Consider the following 18,512-nt stretch of genomic DNA (forward strand, 5'->3'; position numbering starts at 1 on the left):
AGTGGTGCGGACCGCCGTGCTTTCTTATAGACCGCGAACTTGGTGGTCGTCCGGGTCAGGGAAACCCTTCCGGGACGCCTTTGTGCTCAAGCAAAGCCGCGCACTCGGGCAGCGCCAGCAGGGCGGCGCGCAGGCCGGGGTCGCCCAAGCGGGCGGCCAGGGCGCGGATCTCCGAGGCGGCCAGCTGCTTGCGCCGGACCGCCTCACCGCGCTGCCCGGCAGCCATCAGGGCCTGCACCAGGGCATGGTGGATAAAAAACGGCAGGCCTTCACGCAGCACCCCCCGGGTTTCGAGCAGCGCCGCCGCCGCCTGGGCGTCTCGCAGTGCCGCTTGCGGCTGATTGGAGTTCAGCTGGGCCGCGCTGCGCGCGACGAGCGCCGAGATCTGATCGGAAACCGCGCCGGTGGTGTGTGCCGCTGCCAGGGCGGTGTCCGCCGCCGGGATGGCCTGCGCGAACTGCTGATCGGCGACCAGCAGCGCCGCGTGCTGCGACAGGCAGTGACTCTCCAGCCGCAGGCTGCCCAGGGCCTGGGCGATCAGCCGGGCCTGTTCGAGGTCGCGCGCGGCCTGGCCGAGCTGCCCCAGGCCCTGCAGCGCGCACACCCGGGTGGTCAGTACGAAGCCTTCGAGCTGGCGGTACTCGCCGCGCTGAATCAGCACCAGCGCCTCGTCGAGATCCGTGAGCGCTCGAGCGAACTGGCCATAGAGATTGTTCAGGGTGGCGCGGTTGTTGAGTAGCCGGGCCGCCATGTACCCGCCCGCCCCGCGCGCCGTCAGGGCCAGCCCCTCGTTGTAGGCGCGCAGGGCACCCTCGGGGTCGAGCAGGGTGTCGCGCACGATGCCCAGCCAGTTGAGGGCCCCCATCAGGGCGGGCGGATCGAGTCGCCGCGCCACCCGCGCAGCCTCCTCAGCGCATTTCAGCGCCTGGGGGAAGTCTTCGAGGTAATAGGCGGCCTCGGCCAGGCACAGTTCGGCCTGGTAGGTGCCCCGGTCGCTGCCTGCCCGGCGCAGCAGCTCGCTGGCTTCGCGCGCCAGTGCGCCCGCCTGAACCGGCTGGCCCGCGAGCGACTGCACCCGCGAGCGCCCCAGCACCACCAGTCCCCGGTCGAGGTCACTGGTTGCCAACCGGGCAGCTTCGTTCAGGCTCTCGGTTTGCACCGTGTGCTCGCCCAGGGTATCGGCCAGGTTCGCGCGCTCGATCAGCCAGGCGGCCCGGCGTTCGTCGCTGCCCGGCAGCGCCTCCAGCGCCCGGTTGAGCAGGGTCAGGGCGCTGCGGGCGTCGTAGCGCTCGGCGGCTTGCCGGGCCGCCTGACGCCACCACGCGGCGGCAGCCGCCGGGGTGTCGGTGAGCAGCTGGGCGATGGCCAGCGCGTCGCCGCCCTGGGCCATCAGGTTCTCGGCCAGTCGGCGGCGCAGCAACCCGGCGCGCTGCGGGCTCAGGGCTCCCTGAAGGGCGCGGCGGATCAGCGCGTGGGCAAAGCGGTAGGCCTGCCCTGCAGAGATCAGCAGGCCGGCTTCCTCGGCGCGCTCGAAAGCGGCCAAGGCGCTCCATTCATCCAGGGCGGTTGCTCCGATGAGTTCGCGCAGGGTAAAGGGTTCGTCGATCAAGCTGGCGGCGTCCAGCAGCCGCCGCGCTTCAGCGCCCAGCCGGTCGGCGCGCGCAGTGATGGCTGCCCCCACCGAGGCTGCCATCGGCAGCTCGGCGTAGTCGCTGGTGACCTCGTCGTAGGCGGTCTGCCACTGCCCGCCGCGCACCGTGATCACGCCGCTTTCGAGCAGGCCGCGCAGCGTCTGGACCACGAAGAGTGGGTTGCCGTCGGTTACGGCGTGCAGGCGCTGCGAGAAGAGTTCGCCCGACGACGTTCCGGACAGGGTACGCACCAGGCTCAGCAAATCGGCTTCGCTCAAAGCGCTCAGGTGCTCGGTGGTCAGGACCCCGGCGTGTGCCCAGGCCTCAAGGGCAGCCTGCGCAGCCTGGGCCGTGCTGAGTTCGCTGGGACGGGCGGTCAGCAGCAGCAGGACCGGGTAATTGCTGACCAGCCGGGCGCAGACTTCCAGGGTGGTGTCGTCGAACCACTGGACGTCGTCGAGAATCAAGCTGCCTCCCGGCCCGGCGCTGAGGGCAAGGGCATGGGTCAGCGCGGCCAGAAAGCGGGGGCGGCCTGCGGGCAAGGTGTCGGCGGGCAAGCGCACGCTGCTCAGTTCCGGCAGCAACCGGGCCAGTTCACCGCGCCAGGGTTCTTCCAGCTGGTCGAGGCGGCCTGCTTTCAAGCTCTGGCGCAAGGCTCCTTCCAGCGGAGCCAGCGGTGTGGCGCGCGCCAGCTCGGTGCCGTGCAGGGTCAGCGCGCCGCCCCGCAGGGCCGCGAGTTCGTCGGCGAGCCGGGTTTTGCCCACGCCGGATTCGCCGATCAGCAGCACCACGCCGCTCTCCAGCGGGCGCAGCCGCTTCAGCGCCGCTTCGCGTCCGGTCAGTGGCAACAGGCCTCGGTCCAGCTGCCGCTGCGGCTCGGCGCTCGTCGGCGCGGTTCGTCCCAGGCCTTCCCGGATGGCGCGGGCCAGCGCCGCCGTTTCCGGCAAAGGCTCCAGTTCCAAATCGCGGGCCAGCGCCGCCTGGCAGCGTGCGTAGCGGCTCAGCGCCTGGTCGCGCTCTCCCAGACGGGCGTGCAGGCGCATGACCTCGCGGCAGGCTTCCTCGTTGAGTTCATCCTGGCCGAGCAGGGTCAGCCAGCTGTGCAGGGCCGCGCGCAGATCGCCCGCCGCCTCCAGCGCTGCCGCGTGGCTGCGCAGCCCCTCGGCGCGCCGGGCCTCCAGACCTTCTCGCCGGGCCCGCAGCCACTCCTCGAAGGAAGGTCCCCCGGACGCTCCGGCCAGCAGTTCGCCCCGGTAGAGGCGCTCGGCTCCTGTGACGTCTCCGGCGCGCAGCAGCCGCTCGTAGTGCTCGACGTCGCAGGGCAGGCCCCGGTAGCTGACCTGGCGTTTGCTGACCTCCAGCACCTCGGCGGCGGGTGAGCGGCCCAGGCGGTAAAGTTCCGCGCGCAAATTGCCGCGCGCCTGCTCTTCTCCGGCGTCGTCCCACAGCAGGTTGGCGAGGGTGCCCCGGTCTGCCGGGCCGTCGAGCGCCAGGTAAGCGAGTAACCACAGCCCCTTGCGGGTCGGCAGGTGGATCGGCGTGCCGCCCAGCTGCGCCTGGGGCACCCCCAGCAGCCGCAGCTCAAGCGCGGTGGATGAAGGCTGCGGCTCCACGGCTGGCCTTACCTGTTCACCGGAGCGGCGCCTGAACCGGGCCGCGCCTGCTCTGACCAGCCACCAGTGAGCGCGCAGAGCGGGGGCTCGCGACCTGACGTTCTGGCGACCCGGCTGACCGGCGATGGTTGCATCGTTTCCCCCTGAGGCTCCTCGCACGAAGGTCGCCCGCTCCGGTTCGCCGGGCGGTGAGCGGTCCCCGGCCGGGCCGTTCAACTTGATTTTAAAGAGTCAGCGTCCGGTGAGCGCAACAGGGATGCGGCGTCGAACTGGTCTTCAGCGTAAATAAGCCAGCAACAGCGCGACGCCCGCTTCCAGGTCGCTGATGTGCACCGCCTCGGTGACGCTGTGGATGTAGCGGGTCGGCAAGCTCAGGGTCAGGGTCGGCACGCCTTCCCGGCTGAGCTGGATGGCCCCGCCGTCGGTGCCGCCGAGGGACAGGACTTCGAGCTGATAGGCGACGCCCTCGCGCTCGGCCAGATCCACGAACTCGTCGACCAGCCAGCGGGTGCTGATCATGCTGCTGTCGTAGACCTTGATGCCGATGCCATCGCCCATCCGGGTCACGGCCTCGTCGGCCTCAACGCCCGGCGTATCGACGGCCAGGGTCACGTCCAGCCCGATGCCGATGGTGGGCTGCACCGCGTAGGCGGCGGTGGACGCGCCCCGCAGGCCGACTTCCTCCTGGGTACTGAAGACGGCGTAGACGTCGTGGCGCGGCGCTTGCTGGAGCTGACGCAGCACTTCGAGCTGCATGAAGACGCTCGCGCGGTCATCCATCGCTTTGCCGACGATGAGCTGCCCCATCCGTCTGGCCCGCTGGTCGAGCGTGACCATGTCGCCGACGCGTACCTGCTGGCGTACTTCGGGTCCGCTCAGGCCCAGGTCCACGAAGAAAGACTTGAGTTCCGGTACCTTGGCGCGGTCCTCGGGACTGGAGATGTGAATGGGGCGGCCCCCCGGCGTGAGCACGCCTGGCAACGCCGCCTCGCGGGTCTGCACCGTGACGTTGCGGGCAAACAGATTGCGCGGATCGAAGCCGCCCAGTGCCTGTACCCGCAGAAAGCCCCGCTCGTCGATATGCCGCACCAGGAATCCGATCTCGTCCATGTGGGCGCTCAGCATGACCCGCTCGCGCACTTCGCCTTCCTGCGGTTCGCGCCCCGCCCGGAAGGCGATCAGGTTGCCCATGGCGTCGGTGCGGACCTCGTCGGCCAGCCCGCTCAATTCACGCTTGACGTATTCGCGCACGGCGTCTTCGCGTCCCGGAACACCGTTGAGGTTGGAGAGTTCAAGCAGTCGGTCAAGGTTGAGATTCATAGCTCCAGTCTAGTCAAAGATGGACGCATGGAAGCGGGGGCCGGGGCGAGTGGGTGTCGTTCCGTAGGCAATATCACCACAAGGGAGCTTTCGCCTCGATTGACTTGAACGGTTCTGGCAAGTTAACCAGACGTCATGTGGAACATGTGTCCAGACTTTCCCACACTCGAAGTCAAGTGCAGGCAATCCCCCTTCAATTGCCTTAACTATTACGTCAGAAAACGTATTGCTCACCGTTTATTCGCCATGTACTTATAAAAATAAAGTGACATGAGTCACAAGACACTCAACTTGCCAGAACCCACTGACCTGCAGGAATCTGGGGATCCGGCATTTCGGAATACGCCGATCTGTGGGCGAAGCAAAACCCCGGCTGCAACAGCTGATGACGGCTGCCGCTCTCGAGGTGATCCGCAGCGCGGATCACCTCGCTGGCTGCCCAAGGGCAACCACCTGTGTGACAGCTTTTGAACGCATCCTTTCTCCCGCCGCCTGAGTAAGCCAGCGGTATCGAACTTAATGGACCATTCGCGAAGAGTTTCGTGACTGACCTGGATGCCGCGCTGATGTAGCAATTCCTGGACGCCCCGATCGCTCAGGGGAAAGCGGTGGTACAGCTTCCTGGGCGTGCTGGATGATCGCCATCGGAAACCGGTGGCGGCAGGGCGTTCCTTCGATCACGGTGGTCAGCCTATCCCAATCTGATTAAGGCAACACAACGCCTGTTGGGGCGCGAAACACCAGGGCGGCGGTATGTCCGCCGAACGCGAACGAGTTCGACAGGGCATGCCGGACACGGTGCTCACGCGCCTGATTGGGCACGAAGTCCAGCATCAGTTCCGGATCCGGCTCATGCAGGTTGATGGTCGGCGGGACGAGGCCTGAAGCGATGGCCTGCACGGTAGCGATGGCCTCTATGGCCCCCGAGGCGCCCAGGCTGTGCCCGGTCATGCTCTTGGTGCTCGAAATGAGCAGGTGTGGGGCGTGTCCACCGAAAACCTCCCGTATGGCAAGCACTTCGGCCCGGTCTCCAGCGGGAGTTGAGGTGGCGTGCGCGTTGAGGTAATCAATCACCTCCGGGACAACACCGGCATCTTTCAACGCCCGGCGCATCGCCTGGGCCGCTCCACGTCCCTGGGGGTGGGGATTGGCGATGTGATGTGCGTCCGTCGCTCGCCCGAACCCCATGACCTCAGCGTAGATCCGCGCCGACCTCGCCTGGGCGTGCTCCAGGACCTCCAGCACCAGCACACCCGCTCCTTCCGAGAGGACGAAGCCGTTTCGGCCTGCAGAGAATGGACGACTCGCTGCTTCAGGCATGTCATTGTTTGTGGACAAGGCTTTCATTACGGCGAACGCACTGACACCCAAGGGCGTCACCAGGGCATCCGCGCCTCCCGCGAGGATCACGTCGGCCTCACCGTACTGGATCAGCCGCAATGCCGTGCCGATAGCGTCTGCACCTGTGATGCAGGCTGTAGCGGAGGCCGTACTGGGACCTTGCAAGCCGTACCGGATGGCGACGTGCGCCGTCGCGGCATTTGCCATGAGCATCGGGATGAAAAAGGGACTGACCCGGGACAGGCCGCGCTCGAAGGCCACCCTGCTCTGGGCCTCCCAGGTCTCCATCCCGCCAATGGAACTGCCGATCACGACGCCGGCCCGTTCAGGATCAAGGATCGTTGGATCCAGGTGGGCATCCTCGAGGGCCAGGTCTGCCGCGACAAGAGCGAGTTGCGCGAACCGGTCAAGGCGCTTTCCTTCTCGGGGATCGATCCAGCGCGTCAGGTTTACGTCCACCTCACCCGCAATCTGCACGGGCAGCTCAGAAGCATCAAACCGGGTAATCCGGCGCACGCCACTGTGTCCACAGCGCTGAGCGTCATGGAAGGCAGAAGCACCCACGCCAATAGGGGTGACGGGACCGAGGCCCGTGATGACCACGCGCCGCCGAGGAGGCTGCCCCGCAGGTATCTCCAGGTCAGAACGCATCATCTTGAGTCTGTGCAGAGGAGGAGACGGAGCGGTGCCGGGCCACAGGGCAACGGACTCGACCCGTTTCAAGCTGGGCTGCGGGACGGGCGGTGAGGAACAAAGACATACGGCTCCTTTCAGAGATTCAGATGGATGAAGGCTGAGATGGCTTCGTCGGTCGCCCAGTCCACGGCCGCATCCAGCAGTACCTGAGGAATGGGACCCAGCGTTGCCCCGTCCCCGGACAAGAACATCCCGCTCTCCTCTACGACAGCGACCTCGATCTGGTCGTTCAGGAAAGTGGTTCGGGCCTGCCACTGCCTCTCCCCCAGCCAGGTGAAGGCAAAGTGACCCATGAGCAGGGCACCTGCGCAGCGCGTCAAAATCTGAACCGAAACCGAGGTGGCGTACAGCGGGACTGGCCGCCCGGAAGCGAGCAGAGTGGCGTGTTCCCGCAGCCCCTCAGCCTGGGAAGCCCATGCGCTGGGGGAAGGCTCTCCATGAGGGCCGCACTGCGCTGGCCTGAAGGTGACGGCCGCCGTCAGGGGAAGAAGCCGTGTGTTGGGTATGGACATCATCCAATCCTTATGGGCAGCGAACGATAAAGCCGTCTTGGCGTCATGCTTCTTGCCCTGCGCATCACAAGGGCGTGATTTGCAGCGGCAGAGTGGGAGGGCTTGCGAACCAAGGCGTTAAGTTCACGGTAGGGGTATTCGCTGCAAGTCGGGTTGGACGTCGGGTAAAAGGGTTCATTCCAATCCTTTTCAGATCAGTCAGTCTATTTTTTAGGCAAACAGCTCAGGTGTGTAGAGAAGCGAACGTCCTTTGGAGGTGCAGAACCCGACGGGGTTCCCTAGAGCCCAGATGTTCAGCGCCCTGCGGATCGAACGGGGGGTGATCGTCGGGAATCGGCGCCGGTGGAGTTTCGGCTCGGTCATAGGGATCAGCTGACCTCACCGTTTAACCGGCGTTCGTTCCTCAACCTTGAGTTGACGCTCCACCAGGTCCAGACAGAGCGTGCACCTCAGGAGAGATACGGTACCAACGGCCTGGGAAAGCGCTCGGTTGATTCGGGTGAGGTAAGCCAGGACCGTTTTCCTTGTGCTTCATGTACTTAGACGGCGCCCAGTCAGCAGGTCAATGACGTCAGTAGGGTTTGTTACTCAACCGTGTCGCTTAAGCTGCTGGGCCGGGTGTCCACCGAGAGACACAGCAGGGCGGTGATCATGCACAGCACCGCCTCCCAGCCGAAAACGGTTCTGAACGCCGGGAGTTGCGGCGACGTGCTCCCCAGAAGAGCCACCGTCACGGCCACCCCAAGGACGGTGCCGATCTGACGAACGGCCTGATTGATCGCACTCCCCACCCCGAAGCGGGCTGGATTCAACCGGGAGACAGCGGCCGCCGACAGCGACGGCAACACCATGCCGGTGCCAAGACCGGTGAGCAGCAATGCGGGCAGCCAGTGAGTGAGATACGCCGGCGTGAGGCCAGGCACCAGCAGGGTCCACACCGCGCCCGCCGCGAACACCAGACTCCCGCCGACCAGGAGGGATCGGTGGCCCAGCTGGGCGGCCAGCCGTCCCGAAACCACGGCGGTCGGAATGACCAGCAGCGGGCCAGGGAGGACGGCGACGCCCGCCGCCGCCAGAGAGAGGTGCCAGATCCCGGACATGAATAGGAAGTACGAGAAGAACATCATAGAAAAGGCCATACCGAAGCTCATCGTGGCCAGATTCACGAAACGGTAGGTGGGATTGTCGAAGAGCGTGAGATCGATCGCCGGAGCTGGGACCCGCCGCGCCCAGGCGACGAACCCGATAAGGGTGAGGATGCCCCCGATCAAGGAGCCCAGTACCGTTGCTGAGAGCCAACCCAGCTCTTCCGAGCGCACCAGCCCCAGGGCGACGGCCCCCACGCCGACCATCAGCAGCAGGATGCCGACCACGTCCAGACGAGCTAGGGTGCCTTCTGGGGGGGTGGACTTCAGAAGACGGCTTGCACCCCACACCGAAATGACGCCCAACGGCAGGTTCAGGTAAAACGCCCAGGGCCAGCCGCCCAGTTCGATCAGCCATGAGCCGACGCTTGGCCCCACCGCCGCCCCCAGGGCGCTGACCGCCCCCCAGAGACTGACGGCCACGGCGCGGCGCTCGGGGGGAAAGGCGCCCAGCACGACGGCCAGCGACGCAGGCAACAGCGCTGCTGCCCCGACAGCCTGCAGGGCACGGAAGACGATCAGGACCCAGACCTGACCGGACAACCCGCAGCCCAGCGAAGCGGCGAGGAAGATCACCAGACCAATCAGGAACATACGCTTACGGCCGTACAGATCGGCGAAGCGGCCAGCCGGGACGAGCAGGACGGCGTAGACGACGGTGTACGCGTTGAGGATCCAGGAGAGATCGCTGGCCTGGGCCCCCGAAAAGTCTCGGGACAGAACGGGGAAGGCGGCGTACAGCACGGTGGCGTCAATGGAGATCAGCAGTACGGCAATGCTGGCCGTCAGAAAGATCGGCCAGGGGGATGGGCTGATCTGGAGAGTCGGCTGGCCGGACGCACGCTGGGTCACGAGGATCCCTCTGGCGCCATGGTCGACCCCATGTGGACCTGAGGGGTGAGTGCATGAGCACCTGGGCGGAAAGAAGCGTTGGTTCTTATGGTGCTGGGCATGGATGGGGTCATGGGGCCTCCTTGGGGGCAACGTCATCAGCCTTCTCTCGGTTGTCTCCCTCTAACTGCTTGTATCTACTGAGGGTAAAACCATGAGGATGGCCTGTAAAAACAGCAGCAGGCGCAGCTTCGGCGGACCTGAGATTTAAAAATAGGCGGTAGGGGTGGCAGAAAGTCCCGCGCGAACCTGCCGCGCGACCGTGTCGGCCAGAACCTCGGGCAGTCCTGCTTCCAGACCTAGGAGGGCTTGACGCACGACCTCTTCCGGTGCCGTTTTCTCTGCCGTCACGCCGCGCGCCATGTCGGTGTCGATATACCCGACGTGCAGACCGGTGACCTGGGTTCCCTGGGCCTGCAATTCGTGGCGCAGGCCGTTGATCAGCGACCAGGCCGCCGCTTTGGACATGCTGTAGGTGGCTGCTCCGGGGATACTGATCCAACTCAGGACGGACAGCACGTTCAGGATCGCGCCACCTCCGTTCTGAGCCAACACCGGTGCAAAAGCCTGACTGAGCTGCAGTGGCCCCAGCACGTTTGTCTGAAATTCACGCTGAGCGGCTTGCGCGCTGCTGGCCTGCAGGAGACGTTCGCCTTGCGGATCCGAGATTCCGGCGTTGTTGATGAGCAGGGTCACGTCAGGGCACTGCTGGGCGGCCGCTGCGATGTCTGCTGCTGAGGTCACGTCCAGCTGAACCACCTCCACGCTAGGGATCTGGATACTGAAGGTGTCACGGGCTGCGGCATAAACCTTCCGGGTCCCGCGCGTGAGCAGTGCCTGAACGAAGGCAAGGCCAAGGCCGCGGTTGGCTCCGGTGACGAGAGCAACGGAATTTTCAAATTGCACGATGGGTCTCCTGGGGTACCGCGAAAGTTATCCGATCTCGAGGGACAGCCCCTGATTCAGTTTAGATGATGTAACTCATCTATAAATAGATTATACTTATTATCTAAACGGAGTCGACGGGCGCCTGCACCGAGCAGGCTTCCCACCACGCGATCCACAGGAGTATCCATGCCCAGAGTATCCAGAGCCCAAGCCGCCCAAAACCGGGAACGCACCGTCGAGGCCGCCGCCGAGTTGTTCCGTGAGCGCGGCGTCGATCATGTCAGCGTGCAGGACATCATGGCCGCTGTTGGCCTTACCCACGGCGGCTTCTACCGTCAGTTCGAGTCGAAAGAAGCGCTGCTGCCAGAAGCGGCCCGCCATGCCTACGACCGCATGGCCGCCCGGCTGAGCAATCTCGATGCCCAGGCCGTTGACCACACCGCCGCGCAGCGCCAGTACATCCAGCGATACCTTTCGGCGGCCCACCGTGACCATCCGGGGCAGGGATGTCCCATCGCCGGGCTGATTCAAGACATCACCCGCACCGACAGCACAGAGACCCGCGATCTGCTGACGGAGCGTGTATCTGATCTGGGCAAATGGCTCAATCAAGACGGACGCGATGGCCTGGTCACGGCCTGCACCCTCATCGGCGCGTTGTTGGTGGCGCGCGCCGCCGGTTCACCGCTATCCGATCAGGTGCTCGAACGGGTCACTGCCGCATTGACCGCCGCCGAATGAAGGCCCCTCGAGACGGCCTCGCCATCAGGCGCAGAGGCCTGACATGACGACGTCCCCCCACCTCACCGCGCTGCTGGGCCTCACGCAGCCGCGCCGCGGACCAGCCTCTGACCTGCCCGCTGTGCTTGGACACACTGCCGAGCGCCTCCTGTTGCCCTTCGAGGGAGAACACCTCACGGTCTGGCGCTGGGGAAATGCCCGTCGGCGGGTGCTGCTCATCCACGGTTGGGAGGACGATTCCAGGCTCTGGCAGGCCTGGGTGGGCGCCTACCTCGCCCGGGGCGTGCAGGTGCTGAGTCTGGACCTGCCTGCCCACGGGCACTCGACCGGCACGACCACCACGGTGGTGCAGTGTGGCCGCGCCGTAGCCGAAGTGGCCGCACAGCTCGGTTCTCTGGATCAGGCCGTCGGACATTCCATGGGATCGGCGGCGCTGCTGAGTGCGTTCCAGCGAGGACTGCAGGTGGCCCACAGCGTGCATATCGCCGGTCCCAGTGTGCTTACCCACGTCGTGCACGGTGCGGCACAGCATGCCAACCTGAGCCCGGCGGATACAGCCACCTTTGTAGGCGAATTCGAACACCTGATCGGGAGCCCCACCACGGACTGGGACATCGGCGCCTTGGCCAGCGGCCTTTGCCATCCAGGGCTGATCGCTCACGACCCGGCCGACCGGCGAGTCCCCTTTGCTGAATCTGTGGAGTTGCATGTCCATTGGCCACGCAGCATCCTCCTCCCGCTGGAAGACACTGGTCATCGGCGCATCGTCGACTCAGCCGAGCTCCAACAACGCGCCCTGGAGGCCTTTCCATGGTAAATCTCCTGGTTCTGAGCCTCTCAATTGTCCTGCTGTCTTTCGTGGCGGGTGGTTTTCCCGTCGGCCAGGCCGTGTTGGCCCGTGTGGGGCTCGTTGCCTGCCTGAACAGCGCCCATAACCTCGGAATCTCAAACCTCCTGTTCCGAGCGGGTTCCGGCATCAAGGGTCTTCGCGTCGTGCTGGCAGCAAGCCTGCCGGACGTTCTCAAGGGCTTCTTGACTGTCCTGCTGACCTCCACCCTGGGCCTGCCCGCCGTGACGATCACAGCAGGACTGGCCGCTTACCTCGGTCACTTGTACGCACCACGCGTTCTCTATGGACCGACCCCGCGCGGACGCGGCATGCTTACGCTCTTGGGCATCTTCCTGGCCCTCGCCGTCAGCGGCACGCTTCCCGTATGGGCCGCTCTGCTGCCGGTGATGGTGTGTTTGGCCGTCCTGGCAGTCTGGCGTTTCACCAGCGTGGCGACGGCCGCCGGACTACTGACCTTCACGTTGATCACCGCAGCTCTCCCGCTCGGCCCCACGGTGGCCCTGATCCTGCTGCTGACGGCCACATGGCGGCTCAAGGAGCAGCTCGGACGCGTTCTGGACGGTACGGAGCCCCAGTTTGGCGCGGCCGTGCCTCTGGCAGGCCGACGCCCCGATGAGGTCGTGACGGCCTTCATGATTCACCCTCTAACGCTGGAACACCTCTGGCAAGCGCCCCGACTCGCCTGGTCGCGTTCCCTGATCGAACGCGGCTTTATTCCCAACCGTCTTCTCCAGCACCTGCTCCGGCGCGTCCGCCCCATGAAGGTCGGGGAAATCACTGGAATTCGCACGCCAGACGGCGTAAGCATTCGCTGCTTCCTGATCTCCTGCCCACTGCTTCCGGAGGTGTTCAAAGAAGACCCATCGCTGGCCACACGCCGGGCTATCCAGGGTGCGCGCCTCGCTCAAGAACTCGGTGCGGAGGTCTTCGGTTTGGGCTCCTTCTGGTCGGTGGTCGGCAACAAGGGTACAGATGTGCAAGCTGCCGTCCCAGGCATCACCGTCACCAACGGCGGTGCCTTTACCGCAGGTACTGTTCAGACGGCCATTCCCGTGATTTTGGAGCATTTCAAGTCCCAGGGAAAGGCATTGAATCAGGTCACGGCCGCTGTGGTTGGGGCCAACGGCGTGGTGGCATTCGGCATTGCCCGAACCATCGCGCCTGAGGTGCAGAAGATCATTATGATCGGGCGTGACCTGGGACGGCTGGAGCGCAGCGCCAACACCCTGCGCCGCGCCGTGAGAACGGTAGAGATCACGACCAGCACCTCGTACGACGCCCTGCAGGAGGCTGACTTGATCTTTTCAGCTACCAGCGACCCTGAAGCCGTTCTCTTCCCTCAACATGTCAAGAGCGGCACTTGGATCTTCGATGAGGGTCGTCCGGCCGACGTACACGAGAGTGTTCATTCCGTACCCGGCGTGCGCATCATCCCTGGTGGTGTGGTGCGCCCCCCAGGGGCTATGGTCAGCCGGGTTGATCTGCAATTCGGTGAGGGGCAACTTCCGGCATGCCTGGCGGAGACATTGATCATCGCCGCGACCGGCGAGTATCAGCGGCAGAGTTTGGGGGCCCGAACACTCACGGACAATATTCACTTCTTCGTGCGTGAAGCTCAACGCTTAGGCTTTGACGTGATGAATTGACCCAGTTGTCAGGGACAGTTCTGGCAACTTAAGGCGCGTGGAGGGCGAGCTCTGACTACCCTTCAAAACGCAGCATGAGGGCCGCCAAGCTTCGCCAGGATGAGGGCGAGAGGTGCAAGAGGAGGTCCTGAAGATGGGGGTTGAGAGGCTGATAGTGGATTCGTACACCCAAGTGATGACCTCGACACGCTCGACGGGTTCTGGCAACTTAACGGCAATAGGCAAAGAGACCGTTTCCATGCGCGTGAGCACAGATGACGCAAGCGGCGGACCTCATGTTGAGACAACAATGCCCAGGCAGCCCAGTTCCCGTTCGGCGCTGAAGTCTTCGTGGGGGAGCTTCAGGACCAGGGCTAGCACGGGTTGCAGAAGTACCACGTGTTCGAACACCTGCTCAAGCCGTGGCTGAGCGAGGAAGGCAAGGCCTAGCTCGTCGAGCAGCTCAGGGCAGCCAAACCAGAATGAGAGCTCTCCTCCTCAAAAAGAAAAGAGGAGGAAAGCTCTTAGCCAGGATGCGATTCGCCTGGGCAGGGTAGGGCGTGAGCCGTTCTCAGTTCATGAGGGGCACCGGCAGATCAGGCCACACAGCCCCACCGACACAACTGCGCACACTAACTCATGACTTTTCCGAAGCAGACCCTTCAGGTGGGTGTGGTGACGATGTTCATCCTCGGAGGAACATCCGCCTCGGCGGCACCACAGGTGATGACAGCTTCGTTGGGCGAAAATTCTCTGATTCGGTTGATGACTCACAGCCTTTAGAGGTAGATTCGGAAAACTCGCCGCAAGCTCAGCAATGAATGCGCGACTATAACGCCAAGTTCTACCCACAATAAATTCTGCTGAAAAACTCCCACCGTCATTCGTTATGGTGTACCCAAAGAACTCTCCACAGGCTGAGGGGGCTATGGAGAACACGTGTAGTGCCCCCGCCTGGTGCGCGACAGACCGGGGCTTTTTGTTGTGCGCCGTCCATGTCGCTCTTTGTGACCTGGAAGGACGGCGCGGTCGTGAAGAAGTCGTGGACTTCCCCTAAGCTTGATCAGCGCAACCCTTCTGACTCCGCCGAGCATCGCACGCCGGCGACGTCGAGATCAGCCGGGAAAACAGCGGCCTCATCGTGCGGGAGATCGGCGCTGGGTTGCCGACTCGAACTAACCGGTTGGGAGACCGTGCGCTCGCAGATAAGCGGAGAACTCCTGGGGTGTACGAACCCTGAAGTTCAGGACAGCATCGTAAACCTCATAGCCACCCACTTGGTAAGGGTAGCTGGGGCGCTTGTGCCAGAGGTACTTGATGCGCAGGATGGCCAGACGGTTCTCAGGGGTCAGGCGCTCGAGGATAGACCGGCTGTAACTCTCATGGTCATGCCGTCCAACCGCAGTCCAGAAGGTGAAGTCCAACTTCCAGACCACCCCAGGGGTGCGCTCATACCGGGCGATGAAATAATGACGGCTGTCCTCTGGCCGCTCCAAGTCAGGCCCGTGATCGTTCAGGTACTCCAGCGCGCGTAAGCTTGGTGTCTCGAGGAGCGGCTTGAGGCTCTCGAACGCCTGGCTGGAAGGGAGGCCGGGACTGTGCACCACGAAATCCAGATCCCGCCACACCATAAGGCCCATCACGGAACTCCCAATCTGTACTGCCTCGCCGACCGTGCCGAGCATTGGCAGCAAGCCGAGTTCCCGGACGAGGATCACGGCCTCAGCCTCCAAGCGATCCGCGTGCCCGATCAGGAAGTCATCGCTGATTTCAGCGTCGATCATCAGGACAGAGTCTAGCTGACGTGTTGCGCCGGTTGTGTTGCCTTCACTGGGTTGGTGTCGGCTGACCCGCCATGACCGACCCGAAACCCGATCGCCACCGTTTCCCCATGACCATCATCCAGCACGCTGTTTGGCTGTATCACCGCTTTCCCCTGAGCGATCGGGATGTCCAAGAATTACTTCATCAGCGCGGGATCATCATCAGTCACGGAACCCTACGCGAGTGGTGTATCAAGTTCGGACACCCTCTTCGCTGAAGACCTGCGCCACCGCGAACCCCAACGGGGTTCGCGGTGGCACCTGGACGAGCTGTGTACGAGCGTGGATGGCGTCCGACACTGGTGATGGAGGGCTATGGACGAGTACGGCTTCGTGTTCGACATTTTTCTTCAGAGGCACCGAGACACTGAAGCTGCGAAGCCCTTCTTGATCTGGCTGCTGGGGGAACACGATATCCAAGAGATCATTCATACAGATCAGCTCCGTCGCTACGGAGCCGCGATCCGGGAACTCCCTAGACTGGCTGACGTCGACCACCAGCAGGTGATCTCAACCGCCCAGTGCAACAACGTGATTGAGCAAGAACATCGCTGTATACGACGTCAGGAGCAAAGTCAACAGGAATTTAAAAGGAGAAAACGAGCGCATGAATTTCTGAGTCTCCACTCCCGGGTCACCAACCTGCACCATCATTCCCGAACCAGCGTTCCCGCAGCCACCCGAAGAAAAAACCAGAAAAAAGCGTTCCAGACGTGGTCAACGGTCGCGACAGGGGTAGTCTGAATCTCATACCGCTCCTGCCCTCAGTCTGCCGGATGTTCGCTGAGCGCGCGGACGGAACGCGTTTCCCAGTTGAAGAGACCACCTCGGCGGTGGTGGTCCGGGGGCAACGGCTGTTCACCTCGGTGCTCCGGGACGTCACCGCCCGAATCGAGACGGAACAGACGCTGCTCGAGAGCGAAGCGCGCTTCAGGACCACGTTCGAACAGGCGGCCGTCGGCATCGCGCACGTGGGCCTCGACGGGCGTTGGCAGAGTGTCAATCAACGGCTGTGTGACATCGTCGGGTACTCGCGGGAGGAACTGCTGACCCTGTCCTTCCCGGAGATGACCTACGAAGACGACCTGGAGGAAGACCTGAACTTCGCTGATCAGCTCCGGTCCGGGACCATCCGCACCTATTCGATGCGGAAACGCTACTACCGCAAGGGTGGCGGTCTGGTCTGGGTGAACATAACCGGCTCGCTGATGCGCGACAGCAACGGTGAAGCGCAGTACTTCATCAAGGTGGTCGAGGACATCACGGATATCAAGCAGGCAGAAGTTGCCCTCCAGGCGGCCCGTGACGACCTGGAACGCCGCGTCGAAGAGCGGACCACCGAGCTTCAGCAGCTCAGCGAGGAACTGCAGGTCCAGGTACAGGAACTCGAGCTGCGCACCGGTGAATCCAAGGTCCTCAGCGAGATGAGCGAGATGTTGCAGGCGTGTTTCACCTTCCACGAAGTCGAGCAGGTGGTCGCCCAGCATGTTGCCCAGCTGTTCCCCGGTGTACCGGGGAAGCTCTACGGGTATGGCGCTTCAAAGAATGGCCTGGAGGAACTGGTGGCCTGGAACGGCGCATCGTCGAGCACCTTCCTGTTCGGACCGGAGGAGTGCTGGGGACTGAGACGAGGGCGGCTGTTCGCTTCAGTGGGCGGTGGACTGAGCTGTCAGCATCACCGGGCCACCGGAGCGACGCTGTGTGTGCCGATGTTGGCGCAAGGTGAAACGGTCGGCCTGTTGTACCTGGAAGGAAGTGAAGCGGGCTTCTCGAAACGGCAGGAACGCCTGGCCCAGACGGTGGCGGAGACGGTGGCGCTGGCGATGGTCAACCTGCGACTGCGCGAGACGCTGCGGCAGCAGTCGATTCGTGATCCGCTGACCGGGCTGTTCAACAGACGCTACCTGGAAGAGACGTTCGAGCGTGAGTTGCGGCGGGCGCAGCGCAAAGGCGAGTGTATCGGAATCATCATGCTCGACGTCGACCGCTTCAAGCTGTTCAACGACACGCACGGACACGAGGCGGGAGACGCGCTGCTCAAGGCGCTGGGGGAGGTGCTCAAGGGGAGCGTCCGGGCGGAGGATGTGGCCTGCCGGTACGGCGGTGAGGAGTTCACGCTGCTGCTGACCGGAGCCACCCAGCAGCAGACCTTCGCCCGGGCTGAGCAGGTACGGGAAGCGGTTGCTAGCTTGAGTGTCACGAGTCAGGGAAAGGTCCTGGAGGGTGTGAGCGCTTCGATGGGCGTGGCCGCATTTCCACAGCATGGGCGGGAACTCGCAGAGCTGCTACGGGCCGCCGACCTGGCGTTGTACCGAGCGAAACGTGAGGGCCGCAACCGCGTCATCAACGCAGACTAGTACAGCGTCAATCGATCAGGGTAGGTGTAGAGCGGTATCCTGAAGGATGAAACGGTATCGGTTTCTACTCACGCCAGAAGACCAGAGCACCCTTCAGACATTCGTAGATACCGGCACTCGCAGTGTCCAGGCCCTTGTTCGTGCTCGGATCTTGCTGCTGGCCGATGAACATGGTGAAGCGCGCAATGACGCCCGTATTGCCCGCACGCTTGCCATTAGCACCAAGACCGTCGAAGAAAATCGGAGACGTTACGTTGAGGACGGCCTCCAGGCTGTCCTCAACCGCAGACCCCGCAAGGACAAGGGCGTCCCGGTCAAAGTTGATGCCACGCCGTCAGGTCGCTGATAGGGCGCCTGGGCCACCAACACGCCGCGACTCGGCAGGACGTACATCCGGTCAGCTGCGACCGTGCCCAGGGTGCAGACGAGCTGCGGGCGCTCGGCTTTGCAGTTCGGATCGTTGACAGCCAGATTGACGCCGGTGAGCGTGAGCTTGACGGCCTCTTGGATGACCAAAGTTGCCAGCAGGCTTGTTGGCTGGAGTGGGAATGACGAACCAAGCGTCCCACGGCTTGGATCAACATACATAGTTGCCAGAACCGGGGTTCATCTGAGGCCCGCACTTCCCATTGCGCTGCGGGCGCTGGATACTGACTTCTATGACTGTTCTTGTTCTGAGCCAGCCCATGAGTCAGCCGGGATGATGCGCCGTGCAGTTTGACTTCTCTCTGGCTGAGCTTGAGGGCTACCAGCCTGCCGAGGCGGCACCCGCCGACTTCGGCGCGTTCTGGGACGCCACGCTTGAGGCGGCCCGTGCTTTTCCTTTGAACGCCCGTTTCGAACCGGTTGCGACGTTGCTGCGTTCGGTTGAGGCCTACGACCTGAGCTTCGCTGGCTATGGTGGGGCGACCGTTCGCGGTTGGCTGCTGCTCCCTGCGGGCACACGAGCGCCGCTGCCCTGCGTGGTGGAATACCTCGGTTACGGCGGAGGCCGGGGACTGCCGACCGACTGGTTGCTGTGGCCGTCGGCGGGCTACGCCTGTGTGGTCATGGATACCCGCGGTCAGGGCAGCGCGTGG

At 63.9% G+C, this 18,512-nt stretch carries 13 protein-coding genes and 2 pseudogenes; 7 read left to right on the top strand and 8 right to left on the bottom strand.

Translation table 11 applies throughout. The features are described 5' to 3' along the window. Window positions 1-55: 55 nt before the first annotated feature. The 7 genes and pseudogenes from GUI70_RS04305 to GUI70_RS04335 form a co-directional block, all read right to left on the bottom strand. Complete coding sequence (locus GUI70_RS04305; protein WP_161881060.1) at window positions 56-3,244, bottom strand: ATP-binding protein; 3,189 nt, start codon at window positions 3,242-3,244, stop codon at window positions 56-58. A gap of 276 nt (window positions 3,245-3,520) precedes the next feature. Then, a complete protein-coding gene (locus GUI70_RS04310; RefSeq protein WP_161881061.1) occupies window positions 3,521-4,564 on the bottom strand; it encodes a M42 family metallopeptidase in 1,044 nt (347 codons plus the stop codon). A 512-nt stretch (window positions 4,565-5,076) separates the two neighbouring features. Further along, window positions 5,077-5,209 (bottom strand): annotated as a pseudogene (locus tag GUI70_RS04315) (IS6 family transposase); the annotation flags it as partial. Between the two features lie 60 nt (window positions 5,210-5,269). Beyond that, a complete protein-coding gene (gene fabF / locus GUI70_RS04320; protein ID WP_161881062.1) occupies window positions 5,270-6,556 on the bottom strand; it encodes a beta-ketoacyl-ACP synthase II in 1,287 nt (428 codons plus the stop codon). A 119-nt stretch (window positions 6,557-6,675) separates the two neighbouring features. Next, window positions 6,676-6,894 (bottom strand): hypothetical protein, encoded by a 219-nt coding sequence (locus tag GUI70_RS04325; protein ID WP_161881063.1) that lies wholly within the window; start codon window positions 6,892-6,894, stop codon window positions 6,676-6,678. A gap of 803 nt (window positions 6,895-7,697) precedes the next feature. Beyond that, a complete protein-coding gene (locus GUI70_RS04330; protein ID WP_161881064.1) occupies window positions 7,698-9,110 on the bottom strand; it encodes an MFS transporter in 1,413 nt (470 codons plus the stop codon). 246 nt (window positions 9,111-9,356) lie between these two features. Continuing rightward, a complete protein-coding gene (locus GUI70_RS04335; RefSeq protein ID WP_161881065.1) occupies window positions 9,357-10,055 on the bottom strand; it encodes an SDR family oxidoreductase in 699 nt (232 codons plus the stop codon). A 168-nt stretch (window positions 10,056-10,223) separates the two neighbouring features. On the opposite strand from GUI70_RS04335, the gene GUI70_RS04340 reads away from it, so the two are divergent. From GUI70_RS04340 to GUI70_RS04350, 3 genes are read left to right on the top strand one after another with little or no spacing between them, the layout of a single operon-like run. Further along, window positions 10,224-10,778 (top strand): TetR/AcrR family transcriptional regulator, encoded by a 555-nt coding sequence (locus GUI70_RS04340; protein ID WP_161881066.1) that lies wholly within the window; start codon window positions 10,224-10,226, stop codon window positions 10,776-10,778. A 43-nt stretch (window positions 10,779-10,821) separates the two neighbouring features. Next, window positions 10,822-11,595, top strand: a complete 774-nt coding sequence (locus GUI70_RS04345; protein WP_161881067.1) for an alpha/beta fold hydrolase — start codon at window positions 10,822-10,824, stop codon at window positions 11,593-11,595. Continuing rightward, a complete protein-coding gene (locus GUI70_RS04350) occupies window positions 11,589-13,274 on the top strand; it encodes a glycerol-3-phosphate acyltransferase (RefSeq protein WP_161881068.1) in 1,686 nt (561 codons plus the stop codon). The genes GUI70_RS04345 and GUI70_RS04350 overlap by 7 nt, the downstream gene beginning before the upstream one ends. Window positions 13,275-14,428: 1,154 nt before the next feature. Here the strand turns inward: GUI70_RS04350 and GUI70_RS04355 are convergent. Next, window positions 14,429-15,037: a hypothetical protein gene (locus GUI70_RS04355; protein ID WP_161881069.1), complete on the bottom strand. Its 609-nt coding sequence runs from the start codon at window positions 15,035-15,037 to the stop codon at window positions 14,429-14,431. Between the two features lie 71 nt (window positions 15,038-15,108). On the opposite strand from GUI70_RS04355, the pseudogene GUI70_RS04360 reads away from it, so the two are divergent. The 4 genes and pseudogenes from GUI70_RS04360 to GUI70_RS04375 form a co-directional block, all read left to right on the top strand. Then, window positions 15,109-15,820, top strand: a pseudogene (locus tag GUI70_RS04360) (IS6 family transposase). Between the two features lie 32 nt (window positions 15,821-15,852). Then, entirely contained in the window at window positions 15,853-17,433 is a 1,581-nt protein-coding gene (locus GUI70_RS04365) for a diguanylate cyclase (protein ID WP_161881070.1), read from the top strand. Between the two features lie 46 nt (window positions 17,434-17,479). Further along, complete coding sequence (locus tag GUI70_RS04370) at window positions 17,480-17,779, top strand: helix-turn-helix domain-containing protein (protein ID WP_272952803.1); 300 nt, start codon at window positions 17,480-17,482, stop codon at window positions 17,777-17,779. Between the two features lie 364 nt (window positions 17,780-18,143). Continuing rightward, window positions 18,144-18,512 (top strand): acetylxylan esterase (locus GUI70_RS04375; protein ID WP_161881072.1); only part of this gene is annotated, 369 nt, incomplete at its 3' end.

It is taken from the genome of Deinococcus alpinitundrae (genome assembly GCF_009982895.1).
GTDB lineage: Bacteria > Deinococcota > Deinococci > Deinococcales > Deinococcaceae > Deinococcus > Deinococcus alpinitundrae.

Excerpts from the sequence above, each read along its gene's own strand:
- fabF (WP_161881062.1), bottom strand. The coding sequence starts at position 6,556 with ATGCGTTCTGACCTGGAGATACCTGCGGGGCAGCCTCCTCGGCGGCGC.
- GUI70_RS04355 (WP_161881069.1), bottom strand. The coding sequence starts at position 15,037 with ATGATCGACGCTGAAATCAGCGATGACTTCCTGATCGGGCACGCGGAT.
- GUI70_RS04350 (WP_161881068.1), top strand. The coding sequence starts at position 11,589 with ATGGTAAATCTCCTGGTTCTGAGCCTCTCAATTGTCCTGCTGTCTTTC.
- GUI70_RS04370 (WP_272952803.1), top strand. The coding sequence starts at position 17,480 with ATGAAACGGTATCGGTTTCTACTCACGCCAGAAGACCAGAGCACCCTT.
- GUI70_RS04365 (WP_161881070.1), top strand. The coding sequence starts at position 15,853 with ATGTTCGCTGAGCGCGCGGACGGAACGCGTTTCCCAGTTGAAGAGACC.
- GUI70_RS04345 (WP_161881067.1), top strand. The coding sequence starts at position 10,822 with ATGACGACGTCCCCCCACCTCACCGCGCTGCTGGGCCTCACGCAGCCG.
- GUI70_RS04310 (WP_161881061.1), bottom strand. The coding sequence starts at position 4,564 with ATGAATCTCAACCTTGACCGACTGCTTGAACTCTCCAACCTCAACGGT.
- GUI70_RS04325 (WP_161881063.1), bottom strand. The coding sequence starts at position 6,894 with ATGGGTCACTTTGCCTTCACCTGGCTGGGGGAGAGGCAGTGGCAGGCC.
- GUI70_RS04340 (WP_161881066.1), top strand. The coding sequence starts at position 10,224 with ATGCCCAGAGTATCCAGAGCCCAAGCCGCCCAAAACCGGGAACGCACC.